The organism is Helicobacter cetorum MIT 99-5656 (genome assembly GCF_000259275.1).
Classification (GTDB): Bacteria; Campylobacterota; Campylobacteria; order Campylobacterales; family Helicobacteraceae; genus Helicobacter; species Helicobacter cetorum.
This window is the reverse complement of record NC_017735.1, coordinates 803,140-819,784: the sequence shown is the minus strand read 5'-3', so window position 1 is coordinate 819,784 and position 16,645 is coordinate 803,140. Positions and strand designations below refer to the sequence as shown.

At 36.3% G+C, this 16,645-nt stretch carries 14 protein-coding genes; 11 read left to right on the top strand and 3 right to left on the bottom strand.

Features of this window, described 5'->3' with window-relative positions; genetic code table 11:
* Positions 1-4 precede the first annotated feature (4 nt).
* The 11 genes from leuS (at position 5) to HCD_RS03885 (ending at position 13,065) form a co-directional block, all read left to right on the top strand.
* Positions 5-2,425: a leucine--tRNA ligase gene (gene leuS, locus HCD_RS03935; RefSeq protein WP_014659297.1), complete on the top strand. Its 2,421-nt coding sequence runs from the start codon at positions 5-7 to the stop codon at positions 2,423-2,425.
* Positions 2,422-2,931: an LPS assembly lipoprotein LptE gene (lptE, locus tag HCD_RS03930; RefSeq protein ID WP_014659296.1), complete on the top strand. Its 510-nt coding sequence runs from the start codon at positions 2,422-2,424 to the stop codon at positions 2,929-2,931. The genes leuS and lptE overlap by 4 nt, the downstream gene beginning before the upstream one ends.
* Positions 2,903-4,114, top strand: a complete 1,212-nt coding sequence (locus HCD_RS03925; protein WP_014659295.1) for a Mur ligase family protein — start codon at positions 2,903-2,905, stop codon at positions 4,112-4,114. The genes lptE and HCD_RS03925 overlap by 29 nt, the downstream gene beginning before the upstream one ends.
* On the top strand, positions 4,101-5,018 hold the full coding sequence (locus HCD_RS03920; protein ID WP_014659294.1) for a M23 family metallopeptidase: 918 nt from the start codon (positions 4,101-4,103) through the stop codon (positions 5,016-5,018). Before HCD_RS03925 ends, HCD_RS03920 begins: the two co-directional genes overlap by 14 nt.
* Positions 5,019-5,030: 12 nt before the next feature.
* Positions 5,031-5,930: a M23 family metallopeptidase gene (locus tag HCD_RS03915; protein WP_014659293.1), complete on the top strand. Its 900-nt coding sequence runs from the start codon at positions 5,031-5,033 to the stop codon at positions 5,928-5,930.
* Positions 5,885-6,295, top strand: coding sequence for a bactofilin family protein (locus tag HCD_RS03910; RefSeq protein WP_014659292.1), 411 nt, complete (start codon positions 5,885-5,887; stop codon positions 6,293-6,295). The genes HCD_RS03915 and HCD_RS03910 overlap by 46 nt, the downstream gene beginning before the upstream one ends.
* 3 nt (positions 6,296-6,298) lie before the next feature.
* A complete protein-coding gene (gene mfd, locus HCD_RS03905) occupies positions 6,299-9,304 on the top strand; it encodes a transcription-repair coupling factor (protein WP_014659291.1) in 3,006 nt (1,001 codons plus the stop codon).
* 132 nt (positions 9,305-9,436) lie between these two features.
* On the top strand, positions 9,437-9,940 hold the full coding sequence (petA, locus tag HCD_RS03900; protein ID WP_014659290.1) for a ubiquinol-cytochrome c reductase iron-sulfur subunit: 504 nt from the start codon (positions 9,437-9,439) through the stop codon (positions 9,938-9,940).
* 9 nt (positions 9,941-9,949) lie between these two features.
* Positions 9,950-11,188, top strand: coding sequence for a cytochrome b (locus HCD_RS03895; protein WP_014659289.1), 1,239 nt, complete (start codon positions 9,950-9,952; stop codon positions 11,186-11,188).
* Positions 11,185-12,042 carry a cytochrome c1 gene (locus tag HCD_RS03890; protein ID WP_014659288.1) on the top strand — a complete coding sequence of 286 codons (858 nt, stop codon included), beginning with the start codon at positions 11,185-11,187 and terminating at the stop codon, positions 12,040-12,042. The genes HCD_RS03895 and HCD_RS03890 overlap by 4 nt, the downstream gene beginning before the upstream one ends.
* Before the next feature lie 99 nt (positions 12,043-12,141).
* Entirely contained in the window at positions 12,142-13,065 is a 924-nt protein-coding gene (locus HCD_RS03885; RefSeq protein WP_014659287.1) for an alpha/beta fold hydrolase, read from the top strand.
* A 129-nt stretch (positions 13,066-13,194) separates the two neighbouring features.
* Here the strand turns inward: HCD_RS03885 and HCD_RS03880 are convergent, their stop codons facing one another.
* From HCD_RS03880 to HCD_RS03870, 3 genes are all read right to left on the bottom strand, one after another.
* On the bottom strand, positions 13,195-13,899 hold the full coding sequence (locus tag HCD_RS03880) for a DUF3226 domain-containing protein (protein WP_014659286.1): 705 nt from the start codon (positions 13,897-13,899) through the stop codon (positions 13,195-13,197).
* Entirely contained in the window at positions 13,899-15,008 is a 1,110-nt protein-coding gene (locus HCD_RS03875) for an AAA family ATPase (protein WP_014659285.1), read from the bottom strand. The genes HCD_RS03880 and HCD_RS03875 overlap by 1 nt, the downstream gene beginning before the upstream one ends.
* A 265-nt stretch (positions 15,009-15,273) precedes the next feature.
* Complete coding sequence (locus HCD_RS03870) at positions 15,274-16,572, bottom strand: DUF535 family protein (RefSeq protein ID WP_158308555.1); 1,299 nt, start codon at positions 16,570-16,572, stop codon at positions 15,274-15,276.
* Positions 16,573-16,645: the final 73 nt, after the last annotated feature.

Genomic DNA, 16,645 nt, shown 5'->3' with positions numbered 1-16,645 from the left:
AATCATGGATTTTGCAAGTATAGAAAAGAAATGGCAAGATTTTTGGCAACAAAATGAGAGCTTTGAACCTAAGGACGATTTTAATCTTCCTAAAAAATACATTTTAAGCATGTTGCCTTATCCTAGTGGAGAAATCCACATGGGGCATGTGCGTAATTACACCATTGGCGATGCTTTAGCACGGTATTATCGTTTGCATAACTACAATGTGTTACACCCTATGGGGTTTGATTCTTTTGGAATGCCTGCTGAAAATGCCGCTATTAAGCATGGCATTCATCCTAAAACTTGGACTTATCAAAATATTGAGAACATGCAAAAAGAGTTTGAGGCTCTAGGGTTTTCTTTTGCTAAAAGTAGGGAGTTAGCCACTTCAGATTCTGATTACACCAAATTTGAGCAACAATTTTTCATTGATTTATGGGAAAAAGGACTCATTTATCGCAAGAAAGCCATGCTTAATTGGTGTCCTAATGATAAAACTGTTTTAGCCAACGAGCAAGTAGTAGATGGGAAGTGCTGGCGTTGTGATACGGAAGTTATTCAAAAAGAACTCAATCAATATTACTTGAAAATCACGCATTATGCAGATGAGTTGTTAAAAGATTTAGAGAGTTTAGAAAATCATTGGCCCGCTCAAGTCTTGCTTATGCAAAAAAATTGGATAGGAAAATCTAGCGGGTTGCAATTTAGCTTTAAAATCGCTGATGAAAGTTTGAAGGCTTGTAACAAAATTAAAGAAATTGAAGTCTTTACTACAAGAGCAGACACTATTTATGGAGTTACTTATATAGCTATAGCTCCAGAACACCCCTTAGTAGAGCATGCCATTAAACAAGTTGATGAAGAAACTTTAAAGACCATAAAAGCGATTTTAAATACGAGTCAAAGAGAAAGAGCTTTAGAGAAAAAAGGGGCGTTTTTAGGCATTTATGCAATCCATCCTTTAACAAGCGAGAAAATTCCTGTTTGGGTGGCTAATTTTGCTCTAGCCAATTATGGCTCTGGAGCGTTAATGGGCGTGCCAGCATGCGATGAAAGAGATTTTGAGTTTGCTAATTGCTATAACATTCCTATTAAAGTTATCACTGAAAGCTCTCAAAATTTACCACACACTCAAGAAGAAATTTTAAAAGATAGTGGGGAATGGAGTAATCTTTCTAGTTCGGTGGCTAGAGAAGAGATTATGGCTTATTTTGAAAAAGAAAATCTAGGAAAAAGAGTTACAAACTATCGCTTACAAGATTGGGGAGTGAGTCGCCAAAGATATTGGGGAGCACCTATTCCTATGATTCATTGCAAGAGTTGTGGGATTGTGCCTGAAACTCGTTTGCCTGTAACTTTACCTGAAGATATTGTTATTGATGGCGAGGGTAATCCTTTAGAAAAACATGCTACTTGGAAGTTTACACAATGTCCAAAGTGTCAAAAAGACGCTCTAAGAGAAACAGATACCATGGATACTTTCATTCAGTCTAGCTGGTATTTTTTACGCTATACAACCCCAAAAGATAAGCGTGAAAATCAGGCGTTTGATAAGGACTATTTGAAGTATTTTATGCAAGTGGATACCTATATCGGTGGCATTGAGCATGCGATTTTGCACTTACTATACGCTCGCTTTTTTACTAAGGCTCTAAGAGATTTAGGTTATGTAGATTTTAATGAGCCTTTTAAACAGCTTGTTACGCAAGGCATGGTGTTAAAAGATGGGGCTAAGATGAGTAAGTCTAAGGGTAATGTAGTTAGCCCTAAAGAAATCCTTAAAAAATATGGTGCCGATGCGGCTAGACTTTTTATTCTTTTTGCGGCTCCTCCGGCTAAAGAGTTAGAATGGAATGATAACGCACTAGAAGGGTCATACCGCTTTATCAAGCGTTTGTTTGATAAAGCAAGTGCTATCACGCCTACAACTTCTAAGCCTGAGTTTAAAGAAATTAGCTTGAATGAGAATGAAAAACTAGCTCGTAAAAAGGTCTATGAAGCCTTGAAAAAATCGCATGAATTGTTTAATAAAGAAGAAAGCACTTATGCGTTTAATACTTTGATTGCAAGTTGCATGGAGGCTTTAAATGCCCTAAACGCACAAACTAATGAGCAAGTTTTAAGCGAAGGGTATTTTGTATTATTGCAAGTTTTAGAACCTATGATTCCGCATATGGCTTGGGAATTAAGCGAGCGACTTTTTAAGCGAGAGAATTTTAAGCCCATTGAGATAGATGAGAGCGCCTTAATAGAAGATACGATAACTTTAGCATTAACTATCAATGGCAAAAGGCGTGCAGAATTGAAAGTCAGCGTTAATGCAAATAAAGAAGAAATTATAGAGCAAGCTAAAATTGAGTTGGCTAAATATCTCAATAAAGCCAGCATTAAAAAAGAAATTTATGTGCCTAAGAAGTTAGTCAATTTTGTTTTGGTATGATTTTTAGAATTATTGTTTTGATTTTATTTTTTATCGGATGTGGATACAAGCCCATCGCTACTTACGCTCAAAATGCTTTGGGAGATAGCGTGTATGTGAAACTCATTGTCAATTTGCCTAACCCTGAAAACTCTGTGGAATTTAAAGACTTGATGAATCGCTTGGTGGTGCAACGCTTTCAAAACCGCCTAGCAAGTGAAAAAGATGCAGATTCTATCATTACGATAGAAATTACTAATGTAACAGATACAAGTATCACGCAAAATAAAGAAGGCTTTACAACCTTTTATCGTGCAACCGTGTCTGTAAGCTACACTTACGACAATAAAAAAGGCACAAAAAAGACTTTTCAAGACAGCGGATATTATAACTATGCGGTGAATTTGCAAGACCCCCTTAACACCTACAATAACCGCTATTATGCTATCAATCAGGCTGTGGAGCAGACTTTGACAAAATTTGTGGTTCAAATCGCTTATGAGGGGAAGTTTAACCATAATAAATAGGTGCTTAGAAGATTTTTTAAAAATAAAAGGCAAAGAATATCAAGAGTTTGACCCCAAGCGTTTCATTCAAATTTACAAAGCATTTAAAAACGCTTTTTTTGAGACTAAAGCAAAAGTAGTTCATATTGTAGGCACTAATGGCAAGGGTAGCACAGGGAGATTTCTCACTCTTTTATTATTGCAACAACATTTTAAGGTGCTACATTTCACATCGCCCCATATTTTTGAATTTAGAGAACGCTTTTATTTGAATGGCACTATCATTGATGGCAACACATTAGAAAACGCTCATCAAAAATTACAACAACATGCTTTTAGTAATGCTTGCTCGTATTTTGAATACGCTACCTTGCTCGCCATAATGTTGGCTAAAGATTGTGATTATTTGATTTTAGAAGCAGGGCTTGGGGGGGAGTTTGATAGCACAAATGTTTTAGAAAAAACTTTGAGTATTTTTACGCCCATTGATTACGACCATAAGGAATTTTTAGGGGATAGTTTAGAGAGTATTGCAACTACCAAACTCAACGCTATGAGCAATTTTAATGTTATTGCCCCGCAACTTAAGCTTGTTTTAAATGTGGCTCAAAAAATAGCTAATAACAAACAAGCACAACTCATTTGGGTTAAAAATGAGATTTCAAAAGAAGTAAAATTTTATATTGAACGCTATCATTTGGCAGATTTTTTAGCGTTTAATTTAGAAGTGGCTTTAAAGGCGTTTGAAATTTTAATGCAATATAACTTAGACAAGCAAGACATTTTGCAACATTTAAAGCCCTTAGATTTAATGGGGCGCTCTCAGCTTCTAAGACCTAATATTTTAATTGATGTGGGGCATAACCCCCATAGTGCGAAAGCCTTAAAAGAAGAAATCAAGCGTGTTTTTAAGTCAAAAATCACTTTGATTTATAATTGCTACAAGGATAAGGATGCTTTTAAGGTATTAGAGATTTTAAAGCCTTTCATTAAAAAAGTTTTAATTTTGGAGTTATTTGAAGAAAGGGTCATAGAATTAGAAGCTCTCAAAGAAATTTTAAAAAGCCTTGAATTAGAATATGATTTGTATGAGTCAAGCCATTTAGAGACAAGCCAAAATTACTTAGTTTATGGCTCATTTCTTGTAGTAAATTCTTTTTATCAAAGCTTAGAAGCAACAAGGGGGAAGTGTGCTACAAAATAAATTGATGATTACTATCATTGATGAGCAAGGCTCAAAGCAACTTAATTTTTCTAAGAACTTAAAGCGTAATTTGGTGCTTTTGATTTTAGCATTCTTGCTAATCGTTACCCTTGGCGTGGTTTTTTTAAGGTTTTTAATCGCTAGAATAGATGTTATGACTACAGAAAGAAACGCCGTTTTAAGGGATTTTAGGGCGTTGTATCAAAAAAACCATGCTCTAAAAACAGAGATTAAAAACAAACGAGAAGAAATCTTTATTGTAGGACAGAAAATTCGTGGTCTAGAATCATTGATTGAAGTCAAAAAAGGGGCTAATGGGGGGGTGCATCTCTATGACAAAGTGGATTTAGAAAATCTTAGTCTAGCTCAAAAAAATTTAGCTCTCATGCTCATTCCTAATGGAAAGCCCCTTAATACCTATAGTGCGATTAACTCTACTAAAGAAAGAAATCATCCTATCAAAAAGGTTAAAGGCATTGAATCAGGGCTTGATTTTATCGTTGAATCTAATACGCCTGTCTATGCTACAGCTGATGGAATCGTGGATTTTGTCAAAACAAATTCTAATGTGGGTTATGGGAATTTGGTGCGTTTAGAACATGCCTTTGGTTTTAGCTCTATTTATGCCCATTTAGACCATGTGATTGTGCGTTATAAGACCTTTATTCAAAAGGGGCAACTCATCGGCTATAGCGGAAAGAGTGGGAATAGTGGTGGTGAAAAATTGCATTATGAAGTGCGATTTTTGGGTAAAATTTTGAATGCAAATCATTTTCTCGCATGGAATTTGGATAATTTTCAAAGTGCTTTAGAAGAAAATAAGTTTATTGAGTGGAAGAATTTGTTTTGGGTTTTAGAAGATATTGTCCAGCTTCAAGAGCATGTGGATAAAGAAGCGAAATAAGTAGGGGTTTTTGTGTTTTTAGATAGACGCTTGATTGTAATGATTACGGATTCTAAGGGGAGTCGTTATATCAATGTGCATATACTATTTCGTCAAATTTGTCTGTATGTGCTTTTGAGTGTTGTAGGCTCTTTGTTGTTCTTAGGCACTTCGTTATTAGTGTTTGACAAAGAGATTAAAAACATTGGCAAAGAACATACATTAATTACTGAGGAATTTGAGAGAAAAAAGCAAACCAACGAAAAGCTTTCTTTAAAAATGGATGAATTTTTAGAGGATTTACAGCTCTCAGGTGAACGCATTAATGATTTAGAAGATGTGGTAGGCATTAACAGACCTGAAGAAACAAGCGAAAGCAATTTTTCTAGCCGTTTGGATTTGGCTGGAATTACTGGATTGCAAAAAAGCTTTATCATGCGACTGATTCCTAATGACTATCCTTTAGAGTCCTATCGGCGTGTATCAGCCGCCTTTAGCAAGCGTATGCACCCCATTTTGCATGTGTTGCACAATCATACCGGATTAGATTTAAGCACAGCCATAAACACCCCTGTATATGCGAGTGCGAGTGGGGTAGCAGGACTAGCGAGTATGGGATGGAATGGGGGCTATGGAAATTTGGTTAAAATATTCCATCCTTTTGGGTTCAAGACCTACTATGCCCATTTGAATAAAATTGTCGTAAAAACAGGCGAGTTTGTCAAAAAAGGGCAGATTATTGGATATAGTGGTAATACAGGAATGAGCACGGGACCGCATTTACACTATGAAGTGCGTTTCTTAAACCAGCCTATAAACCCCATGAATTTTACCAAATGGAACATGAAAGACTTTGAAGAAATTTTTACTAAAGAAAGGAGCATTAGATGGCAATCTTTGATAACAATAATAAATCAGTTAATGCAAAAGTAGGACCAGCGACTATCATCGCTCAAGGCACCAAAATAAAGGGTGAGTTTCATGCTAGTTGCCATTTGCATATAGATGGCGAATTGGATGGAAGCGTGCATTCTAAAAGCACGGTCGTTATCGGACAAACCGGCTCGGTGGTGGGTGAGATTTTTGCTAACAAACTGGTAGTGAGCGGAAAGTTTAATGGCGTAGTGGAAGCCGAAGTGGTAGAAATCATGCCTTTAGGACGCCTTGATGGCAAGGTTTCTAGCCAAGAGCTTGTGATTGAAAGGAAAGGGATTTTGATTGGAGAGAGTCGTCCTAAGGGCATTCAAGGGGGTAAATTGTTAATTAATGAGCAAGAAAAGAAAATTGAAAACAAGTAGGAAATGATTCAATCTAGCCTTTATAGAGCCTTAAACAAGGGCTTTGACTATCAAATTATTGCTTGTAAGGATTTGAAAGAAGCAGAGCTTGCTAAGGAAGTGGTGGATTTTTTCAAACCAAGCGTCAAAACTTTTCTTTTTCCTGAATTTAGAGCCAAAAAAAATGATGATTTGCGTTCGTTTTTTGAAGAATTTTTACGGCTTTTAGGAGCTTTAAGGGAGTTTTATCAAGCCTTAGAAAACAAACAAGAGGCTATGATTATCGCCCCTATTTCTGCTTTATTACACCCTTTACCTAAAAAAGAGCTTTTGGAAAGCTTTAAAATCACTCTTTCAGAAAATTATGATTTGAGAGATTTGAAAGACAAGCTTTTTTATTATGGATACGAAATTTTAGACTTGGTAGAAGTGGAAGGGGAAGCGAGCTTTAGGGGGGATATTGTAGATATTTATGTGCCTAACTCTAAGGCGTATCGCTTGAGTTTTTTTGACACTTTTTGTGAGAGCATTAAGGAATTTGACCCCACAACTCAAATGAGCGTGGAAAAAGATTTATTAGAGATTGAGATAACACCGACTCTGTTTAGCCTGAATGAAAGCCTGCATGAGAGCTTAAAAACAAAAGTAGAACAAAGCGAAATGAATAGTTTTTCTAAAGATTTAGCTAGTTTTGGTTTATGGTTTTTAGAAGAAAAAGCACAAGATTTGTTGCGTGCATATAAAAGCATCATAAGTCCTAAGGCTTTAGAAGAGATTAAAGAATTAGCGAGTTTAGAAGAATTAGATTTGGAGCGTTTTAAACCTTTAAAGGTTTTAGAAGCCTTGCAGGGCTATGAAGATTTAGAAATCCATACGCATGCAATAGAAAGCTTTATGGCTCTTAATTCACACCATAAAATCACGCTTCTAGCCCCTAATAAAACGATTTTAGATAATACGCTAAGTGCGTTTGAAACAGGCACGATTGAGTGTGTAATCGCCCCATTTGTTTTAAACTTTAAAACCCCTAGTGAGATTTTTATTTCGCTCAATTCTTTTGAAAGGAAAAAGCGGCGTAAAAAATCCAAACTTGCCTTAAATGAATTGAATGTGGGCGAATGGGTGGTGCATGAAGATTATGGGGTGGGGGTATTTTCTAAATTAGTGCAACACAGCATTTTAGGAAGCACAAGAGATTTTTTAGAAATCGCCTATTTTGGAGAAGACAAACTACTATTACCGGTTGAAAATTTGCATTTAATCGCTCGCTATGTTGCACAAAGCGATAGTATTCCTGTTATGGATAGGCTAGGTAAGGGGAGCTTTGCTAAATTAAAATCTAAAGTGAGAACCAAGCTTTTAGAAATTGCTAGTAGAATTATAGAATTAGCCGCTGAGCGTAATTTGGTGTTAGGGAAAAAGATGGACACTCATTTGGCAGAGCTAGAAATCTTTAAATCGCATTCGGGTTTTGAGTATACAAGCGACCAAGAAAAAGCCATTGCTGAAATTTCAAAGGATTTAAGCTCTAATAAAGTGATGGATAGGCTGCTTAGTGGCGATGTGGGTTTTGGAAAAACTGAAGTGGCTATGCATGCTATTTTTTGCGCGTTTTTAAATGGCTATCAAAGTGCGTTAGTAGTGCCTACCACATTACTATCTCACCAGCATTTTGAGACCTTAAGAATGCGTTTTGAAAATTTTGGTGTCAAAGTGGCTCGTTTGGATAGGTATGTTAAAACAGGCGAGAAGAACAAGCTTTTAAAGGCTGTAGAATTAGGGCTAGTTGATGTTCTTATAGGCACGCATGCCGTTTTAAGTGCGAAGTTTAAAAACTTAGGCTTAATGGTGGTAGATGAAGAGCATAAATTTGGAGTGAAACAAAAAGAAGCTTTAAAAATGTTGAGTAAAGATGTGCATTTTTTAAGCATGTCAGCAACGCCTATTCCACGCACCTTAAATATGGCACTCTCTCAAATTAAGGGCATTAGCTCTTTAAAAACTCCGCCTATAGACAGACAGCCTAGCCGCACTTTCTTAAAAGAAAAGAGCAACGAATTATTAAAAGAAATCATTCACAGAGAATTACGCCGTAACGGACAGATTTTTTATATCCATAACCACATTGCAAGCATTCTTAAAGTGAAAGTTGAGTTAGAAAATTTGATTCCTAAGCTTAAGATTGCCATTTTGCATTCACAAATCAGTGCGAATGAGAGTGAAGAAATTATGCTCGAGTTTGCTAAGGGGAGCTATCACATGCTACTTTGCACTTCCATTGTAGAGTCAGGTATCCATTTACCTAATGCTAACACGATTATTATAGACAACGCACAGAATTTTGGACTAGCGGATTTGCATCAATTAAGGGGGCGTGTGGGTAGGGGTAAAAAAGAAGGTTTTTGTTATTTTCTCATAGAAGATAATAAATCCTTGAATGAGCAAGCCCTAAAACGCTTACTCGCTTTAGAAAAAAATTCGTATTTGGGGAGTGGGGAGAGTATCGCTTATCATGACCTAGAAATTAGGGGGGGTGGAAACTTGCTTGGGCAAGACCAAAGTGGGCATATTAAAAATATCGGTTATGCTCTCTATACACGCATGCTTGAAGATGCGATTTATGAACTCAGTGGCGGGAAGAAAAGACTTGAAAAAAGCGTAGAAATTCAATTAAGCGTGAGTGGGTTTATTAACCCTGAGTTGGTCGCAAGTGATAGTTTGAGATTAGATTTGTATCGGCGTTTGAGCTTGTGTGAAAGTTTAGATGAAGTGGGACAAATCCACGAAGAAATAGAAGATAGATTTGGCAAAATAGATTGCATGAGCGAGCAATTTTTACAAATCATTATGCTTAAAATTTTAGCTAATAAGCTTGGCATTCTTAAGCTTTCTAATTTCAATCAAAACATTACGATTACCTATCACAATGAGACTAAAGAGAACCTAAAAGCCCCTAGCAAAGATGATAATGATATTTTAGAAACGCTTCTAGGTTTTTTGCGTAAACAAATGGCTTTAAGCGTGGCGTGAAAATAAAAGGCATTCAATTTTTACTCTTAATTTTTCATTTTAAAAGGATTATTAAGAGAGTTTGTTGTAAAATAATCGTTTGCTATGCCTTTAAACTAAAAGGTAATTAAGTCATCAAGGAGTTTTTTAATCATGGCAGATATTAAAAGGCGTGATTTTCTAGGGATGAGCTTGGCTGGTGTTACCGCCGTGGGAGCGGTAGCTAGTCTAGTAGCGATGAAAAAGACTTGGGACCCGCTTCCGAGCGTTGTTTCAGCAGGTTTCACCACTATAGATGTTGCTAACATGCAAGAAGGGCAGTTTTCCACCGTAGAATGGCGTGGGAAACCGGTTTATATTCTCAAGCGTTCTAAAAAAGAGAGCTTTAATGAAAAGCGAGATTTTAAAATCGGTGATGGCGTTTTTACCACAGCCATTCAAATTTGCACGCATTTGGGCTGCATTCCTACCTATGAAAATGAAGAAAAAGGTTTTCTATGTCCATGCCATGGGGGGCGTTTCACTTCTAATGGCGTGAATATCGCTGGCACACCCCCTCCACGACCTTTTGACATTCCGCCTTTTAAGATTGAAGGCACTAAAATCACTTTTGGTGAAGCAGGGGCTGAATACAAGAGTATGATGGGCAAAGCATAAGGAGAAATAATGGCAGAAATAAAAAAAGCAAAGAATTTAGGCGAGTGGCTGGATATGCGTCTTGGCACTAATAAGCTCGCTAAGGTGCTAATGACAGAATATTGGATTCCTAAGAATATCAATTTCTTATGGGCGATGGGGGTTATTTTATTAACGCTCTTTGGAGTGCTTGTAGTTTCAGGGATTTTCTTGCTTATGTATTACAAGCCTGATGCGAAAATGGCGTTTGATAGCGTGAATTTCACTATCATGCAAGAAGTGGCTTATGGCTGGCTTTGGAGACACATGCATGCCACTGCAGCGAGCATGATTTTTGTTATCATTTATATCCATATGTTTGTAGCGATTTATTATGGCTCTTATAAAAAGGGTCGTGAGATGATTTGGATTAGCGGAATGATTTTGTTTGTGGTCTTTAGTGCGGAAGCCTTTAGTGGGTATATGTTACCTTGGGGGCAGATGAGCTATTGGGCAGCAACCGTTATCACAAACTTATTTGGGGGCATTCCTTTTATTGGGGCTGATGTGGTTGAGTGGATTAGAGGTAATTATGTTGTAGCTGATGCAACTCTAACACGCTTTTTTATGCTCCATGTATTCTTGCTACCTATTACAATCATTTTACTCATTGGGGTGCATTTTTACTCTTTACGCATTCCGCATGTCAATAATCAAGAGGGCGAAGAAATTGACTTTGAACTAGAAGAGAAAAAATACATTGAAGGCAAGAAAAAAGAATCTAAAGTCATTCCTTTTTGGCCGGTATTCTTGTCTAAGGATATTTTTGTGGTTTGTGCGTTCATGGTCTTTTTCTTCTATCTCGTGTGTTACCACTATGATTTTGCCATGGACCCTATCAACTTTGAAAGAGCTAATAGCCTTAAAACTCCCCCCCACATTTACCCTGAGTGGTATTTCTTGTGGAGCTATGAAGTCTTAAGAGGCTTTTTCTTCAACGCTGATTTAGGTCTAGCGGCTTTTGGTGTGGCACAAGTGATTTTCTTCTTGCTTCCTTTCTTAGATAGAAGTCAAGTAGTCGCTCCTGCACACAAACGCCCCGCCTTTATGGTGTGGTTTTGGTTATTAATCATTGATATGATTGTTTTAACTATCTATGGTAAATTGCCGCCACTTGGAGCAAGTAAATACATTGGCTTAGCTGGCTCAGTAACTTTTTTAGCTCTTTTCTTTGTGGTGCTACCCATTATTACGATAGCTGAGAGAAAGAAACAAGGGGGTGTTAGATGAGAGAGTTTAAGATTTTAGTTTTGCTTATTGTTGTTATAGGGGTGATTTATTATGGGGTCGAGCCTTATGCCCATTCTGTCATGCATCCTAAAGTCGCACCTGCAGACTTTGCTTTCAAAGACTTAGAGCCTATGGATTTAAAAAATGGCGATGTTAAGAAAGGTAAGCAACTTGTAGCAGAGAATTGCACCGCTTGTCATGGCATTAAGTCTCAAAACATTCCTGCACCTATGGATGAAAAAAGCGCTAGTGAATCTTTTGGGGTAGTGCCACCAGATTTAAGCCATATTGCTGGAGTCTTAGATGCGAATTTCTTAGCCCACTTTATCAAAGACCCTGTAAAAACAGCAAAATTGACCCATAAATTCAATGATGAAAAGCCCTATCCTATGCCGGCGTTTAGTCAGTTTAGTGATAAAGATTTGAGTGATATTGTGGCGTATCTCACTTCTATTTTGCCTGAAAAGTTGAGCGATAAGGAAGTGTTTGCGCAAAGCTGTCAAAGATGCCATAGCCTAGATTATGCTAAAGACAAAGCTTTTAGTAATGCTAAAGATTTAACGCATTATTTAGGCTCTGAAGTGCCTGATTTGTCCATGATGATTAGAGCTAAGGGTGAGCATGGACTAAATGTTTTCATTAATGACCCTCAAAAGCTCTTGCACGGCACCGCCATGCCAAGAGTGGGATTGAATGAAAAAGCTCAAAAACAAGTTATAGCCTACTTAGAAAAAGCAGGCGATAGCAAAAAGCATGAGCGAGACACTTTAGGTATTAAGATTATGATTTTCTTTGCTGTGTTAGCTTTCTTAGCTTATGCTTGGAAAAGAAAAGTTTGGAGCGAAGTGCATTGAGCTAAAAAAGGTGGGGGGATTATTTTAAAATTTTTGATTTATTTTTGTAGTTTTATTTTGTGTTAGAATTTCCTTTGTAAAGCCCTTAAAGGATATGAAATGAAACAAAGTAACTTGCATTTTCAAAGCAACCCTGATTTAAACATTTACTACCATCAATACACGCCTACAGACCCTGTCGGCGTGGTGGTTCAAATCGCTCATGGCATGGTGGAGTATAAAGAACGCTACGCATGGTTATGCGAAGAGCTATGCTCTAGGGGTTATGATGTGTTTATTAACGACCATAGGGGGCATGGTAAGAGCGTTAATGGGAGTGATGTGTTTTTGGGCGAAATGGGTGAAGATGGTTTTGAAGAAGCCGTAAGTGATTTGGAAAAATTGAGCCGTATTATCAAAGAGCAGTTTCCTAACCATAAACATGTTTTATTAGGGCATAGCATGGGCTCATTACTCTCTAGGCGTTTAGCTCAAAAACAAAACATTCTTTTGGACGCACTCATTCTTGTAGGCACGCCAAGCCCTTCTATATTGCTTCCACTAAGCGTGGCTGTTGTGGGTGTGTTGAAAAAATTAGGCTTGATTCATCAATATGATATAGGTAAGATTTTTTCTAAACACCCTAGAGTCAGGCGCTTTGGTGGGGGCTTAAGGGGAAGCTGGCTTTGTAAAAACGAGCAAATTGTTGAAACATATATGAATGATTCGCTGTGTCGTTTTAACTTTACGAGCAATAGTTTTTATAATCTGTTGGTGGGGGCTAGGCGGTGTTTTTCTCGTTTTGAGAAAGTGCCTAAGGACTTGAAAGTGTTGTTTGTGAGTGGGGCTGATGATGTGTGCGGTGATTTTTCAAAAGGCGTGGTGCGTGCTATGGAGTGTTTAGAAAAACAAGGGGCTTCTGGCGTGGTTGTAAAGCTCTTTAGTGGTTTAAGGCATGAGATATTGAATGAGAAAAACAAAGAAGAAGTGCTTTTAGAAATTTTGAGTTGGTTAAAAGGGGTGTTAAGCGATAAGTCTCTCTGAGTTGTTTGGATTTGGTGCGTTATTGCTGGGGACTTAGCGGCTTAGACTGAATTTGAGAAAAACTTAGAATTTAATGAGTATAAACGGGCTTGTCAAAAATGCATGGTGCAAGCAGTTTGAGTTAAAAAATCAATGGTTCTTATCAGATTTATCATGTTTTAAAAATTCAATCAAGGGGTCAAGTTCTTTTGCTTCAAAATTGAAAAGCTTTTTAAGAATTTCTACATTTTTTGGGTCATCTAGTATCTTAGCGGCTGTTGCGATAGAATCCAAATCGGTCATTCCACAAGGAACAAAGCTTCTCCTTAAACAAACAAAGAGCATAATATAGGGGTATAGCCAGTATTTACTGCGTGTCTTTTGTTCTTTTTTAATAGATTTAATTTCCTTGATTTCATTAAAAAGGTTATCGTAGTGTTCGCGAAATTTTTCATAACATGCTTTATTTTCACTTTGCTTTGCTATTTTTTCTAGCAAATGCTCTAATTCACAATATTTGGGACTATGTTTCTTTCCATCATTTTTTGGTAATAAAAAAATCTTAATTTTTTCAAATTCTTCATCGCTTAGGCGATGTTCTCTATTTGGTTTTTCTTGAAGTTGTTTCTTTATGTCTTCGTGAGTTTTATCCATGTTGTTGTCTGAGTCAAAAATGATATAGACATCATGAGCTTTTAGATATTCTTTAATACCCTCTGCTTTTTTTGAAAGCTTGGTATTGCTTTCGCAGTCAATAATGTAGGGATGCTCAATGCCCAAGCCTTTAATTTTGTTCAAAAGCATTAAAAAGATTTTATCTGATTCGCCCTCTACATAGATGATTTTTCGTTTCATTAGCCTCTAACCTCCATACCCCTAGGCAGTTCTTCTTCTAACATAGAATAGCTGTGTCTAATAAAACCAGAACTACTTTCTTTATTTAACTCAAACAAGGCTATATCTTTAAAAACTTCAGGTTCTTTGTCTAGTATGTTGTTGGTAGCTTTCCATAAAAATTCTATATTGTGCGTAGTGGCAAAGATTTGAATTTGTAGTTTTTTAGCTAACTTAAATAAATTTTTTAAAAACTCTCGCATTTTTGTATAGTGCAAACCATTCTCTATTTCATCAATGAATAGATACTTAATGCGATTGTCAATAAGGATGCTTGTAGTAGTAAAGAATTTGGTAAAACCCCAACCAAACAAATCTAGGAGTCTTTTAGGACTTTCTTTTATCCGTTCTGGTGGCAATTTTTCATCTTTGACTTGAATATAGATAGAGCCATCTATATCTTCGGCGTTCAAAATATCAGGATTGAAGCATTGTAAAGCTTCAATCAATTCCCACTCTTTGCTTTTTTTTCGTAAATTTTGCAACGCTTTAAGAGAATCAATAAAGGATAACTCTATGGGAATGAATATTGCGCGTTCTCTATAAGTTTGACCTATTTTATCTAAGTTTGGATGTCTTAAGTTGAAATCACGCTTTTTAGGCTCGTAAGTCATTGTCATAGGAGAAAGAGAGGGGTTGTAGGAGAATTGAAGCTGTAGCTTGGTCTTTATGCCATCTATGGAATTTTTTATGTTAATGTCATCGTTAGCTAGGTCAATTTTTTTATTGTCATTTATCTGTGCGAGTTGGATTTTGAGAGGAATGTCTGTATGTTCAAATTTGGTGTGAATGCTAATAGGCTTAGCAGTATTTTCTTGATAAAAAAGGGTCTTCAGATTGTCTTTATTGAGTGCAATATTTCTAATTTCGCTAATGTTTTTAAAATGGTGAGTAGGAAGACTTCCCCGATTAGTAGCTGGGTCATAGAAACCAGTGTTAATGTAGAGAGCTTCTAAAATATTAGTTTTACCTGTATCATTGTTGCCGGTAAAAAAGTTGATGAGCTTAAAATTTTCCATTTTAAGATGTTTGAAATTTTTATAATTTTTAATCTCTACGCTTTGAATCATTTGAATTCGCCTTTGAGTTGCTTTTAATTGAACCAACTAAGTTGTTGACATAATTATAGTTAAACTAATTTTACCTTACCTCAACTAAATTTGGATGTTATTGTAATTTTTGTGGTTTTGCAGCGCAATGAAATTTAGCTTTAAGGGAGTTTTGGGCTGACAAGAGATGTGCTAACAAAAGAATGGGGGTTATTGTAGTGATGGTGGAAAAGCAAAAACTATGAGCTTGCCATAAAAGGCTAATTAGCAAGCAAGAAAGTAGCGGTTATTCATCTAGAACAAGGATTTTTTCTAAATCTTCTTTAAAGGTTTCTAACACTTTTCTTCTAGCTCTCTGTCTAGAACGATACTTTTGTGGGTATTCTTCAATAGGCTTTTCATTTAAGGGAATATCCCAATAGGTGCGTCCCTCTATTTCTATGAGTTGTGCCTCACATTCAGTAAAAAAGTTGTCATAGTTAAACTTAAAAACATTAATCTCATCGTTAGCATGAAAGCGAAAAGATATTTGTGCCTCAGTAGGAAGACCGAGCAATTTAGAACAACCTAAAAGTTTTCCTAATTCTCTAGCAAGTTTAACTAAGAAAAAATTGGGGCGTATTCTATGATAATTTTTAGTAAAGAGTTTATAGCTTTCTTCTAAATTCTGAATGCCTTGCATACAAGATATAACGAGATATTTATTGTCTAAGATATGGAACTTCATAGTATAAAGAAGTTGTTTTTTCTCTTTTTCGTATTCAAGTGTTATCCCTAAAAATCCCTCATTAAGGTAAACATGTTCGCTTGTTAGATTAAAGTAGTACGCCCCCCCCCCATCTATTTCTGCACGATGAAAGGTAAGGGCTTTTGCTTTTAAAAGAGAAACGGCTTGAGAAGTTGTGGGGTCTTTGACTTGTAAATTGTGTAAAAAAATTAAGTTTTGAATGAATAAATCAAGGTGTTGTTCTTTGTTGTAACGAGTATCGCAAAAATTGGAGAAAGTATCTCTTATGGTTATGAGAATATTTGGGCGAGACAATAGCCATTCTATAGCTCTTAAATTTGCCCCCATTAAATGAGCTTTTTTATAAGTGGTTTCAAAGTCGCAAGCAAATTTATACATGCGATAAACTATCATTTGTATGATGTTTGCCACAACAACAAGGGCTTCTTTTTTAGACTGCTTAATTCTATTATCTATGTGTCTGAAAAGGTTGTCATAAAAACTTTCTAATTGTTGTGGGTTATTGGTTACCACTTTAAAAAGGTTGTCATAAAAACTTTCTAATTGTTGTGGGTTATTGGTTACCACTTTAAAAAGGTTGTCATAAAAACTTTCTAATTGTTGTGGGTTATTGGTTACCACTTTAAAAAGGTTGTCATAAAAACTTTCTAATTGTTGTGGGTTATTGGTTACCACTTTAAAAAGGTTGTCATAAAAACTTTCTAATTGTTGTGGGTTATTGGTTACCACTTTAAAAAGGTTGTCATAAAAACTTTCTAATTGTTGTGGGTTATTGGTTAGATGGCTCTTTGAAATGATATTGTCTAAAAAATGGGGGTTATGCTTATGGCTTATCATATTGAATATATTTTGATAATAAAATTCAGAAAAGCCTTTTCTCAAACATTTTAAAGTGATAGAGACAAGAAAT

What these genes read in the sequence shown, in the direction of transcription:
- HCD_RS03880 (WP_014659286.1), bottom strand. Translation starts at nt 13,899, where the DNA reads ATGAAACGAAAAATCATCTATGTAGAGGGCGAATCAGATAAAATCTTT.
- HCD_RS03925 (WP_014659295.1), top strand. Translation starts at nt 2,903, where the DNA reads ATGAGGGGAAGTTTAACCATAATAAATAGGTGCTTAGAAGATTTTTTA.
- HCD_RS03870 (WP_158308555.1), bottom strand. Translation starts at nt 16,572, where the DNA reads ATGATAAGCCATAAGCATAACCCCCATTTTTTAGACAATATCATTTCA.
- petA (WP_014659290.1), top strand. Translation starts at nt 9,437, where the DNA reads ATGGCAGATATTAAAAGGCGTGATTTTCTAGGGATGAGCTTGGCTGGT.
- mfd (WP_014659291.1), top strand. Translation starts at nt 6,299, where the DNA reads ATGATTCAATCTAGCCTTTATAGAGCCTTAAACAAGGGCTTTGACTAT.
- HCD_RS03885 (WP_014659287.1), top strand. Translation starts at nt 12,142, where the DNA reads ATGAAACAAAGTAACTTGCATTTTCAAAGCAACCCTGATTTAAACATT.
- HCD_RS03875 (WP_014659285.1), bottom strand. Translation starts at nt 15,008, where the DNA reads ATGATTCAAAGCGTAGAGATTAAAAATTATAAAAATTTCAAACATCTT.
- HCD_RS03910 (WP_014659292.1), top strand. Translation starts at nt 5,885, where the DNA reads ATGGCAATCTTTGATAACAATAATAAATCAGTTAATGCAAAAGTAGGA.
- HCD_RS03895 (WP_014659289.1), top strand. Translation starts at nt 9,950, where the DNA reads ATGGCAGAAATAAAAAAAGCAAAGAATTTAGGCGAGTGGCTGGATATG.
- leuS (WP_014659297.1), top strand. Translation starts at nt 5, where the DNA reads ATGGATTTTGCAAGTATAGAAAAGAAATGGCAAGATTTTTGGCAACAA.
- HCD_RS03890 (WP_014659288.1), top strand. Translation starts at nt 11,185, where the DNA reads ATGAGAGAGTTTAAGATTTTAGTTTTGCTTATTGTTGTTATAGGGGTG.
- lptE (WP_014659296.1), top strand. Translation starts at nt 2,422, where the DNA reads ATGATTTTTAGAATTATTGTTTTGATTTTATTTTTTATCGGATGTGGA.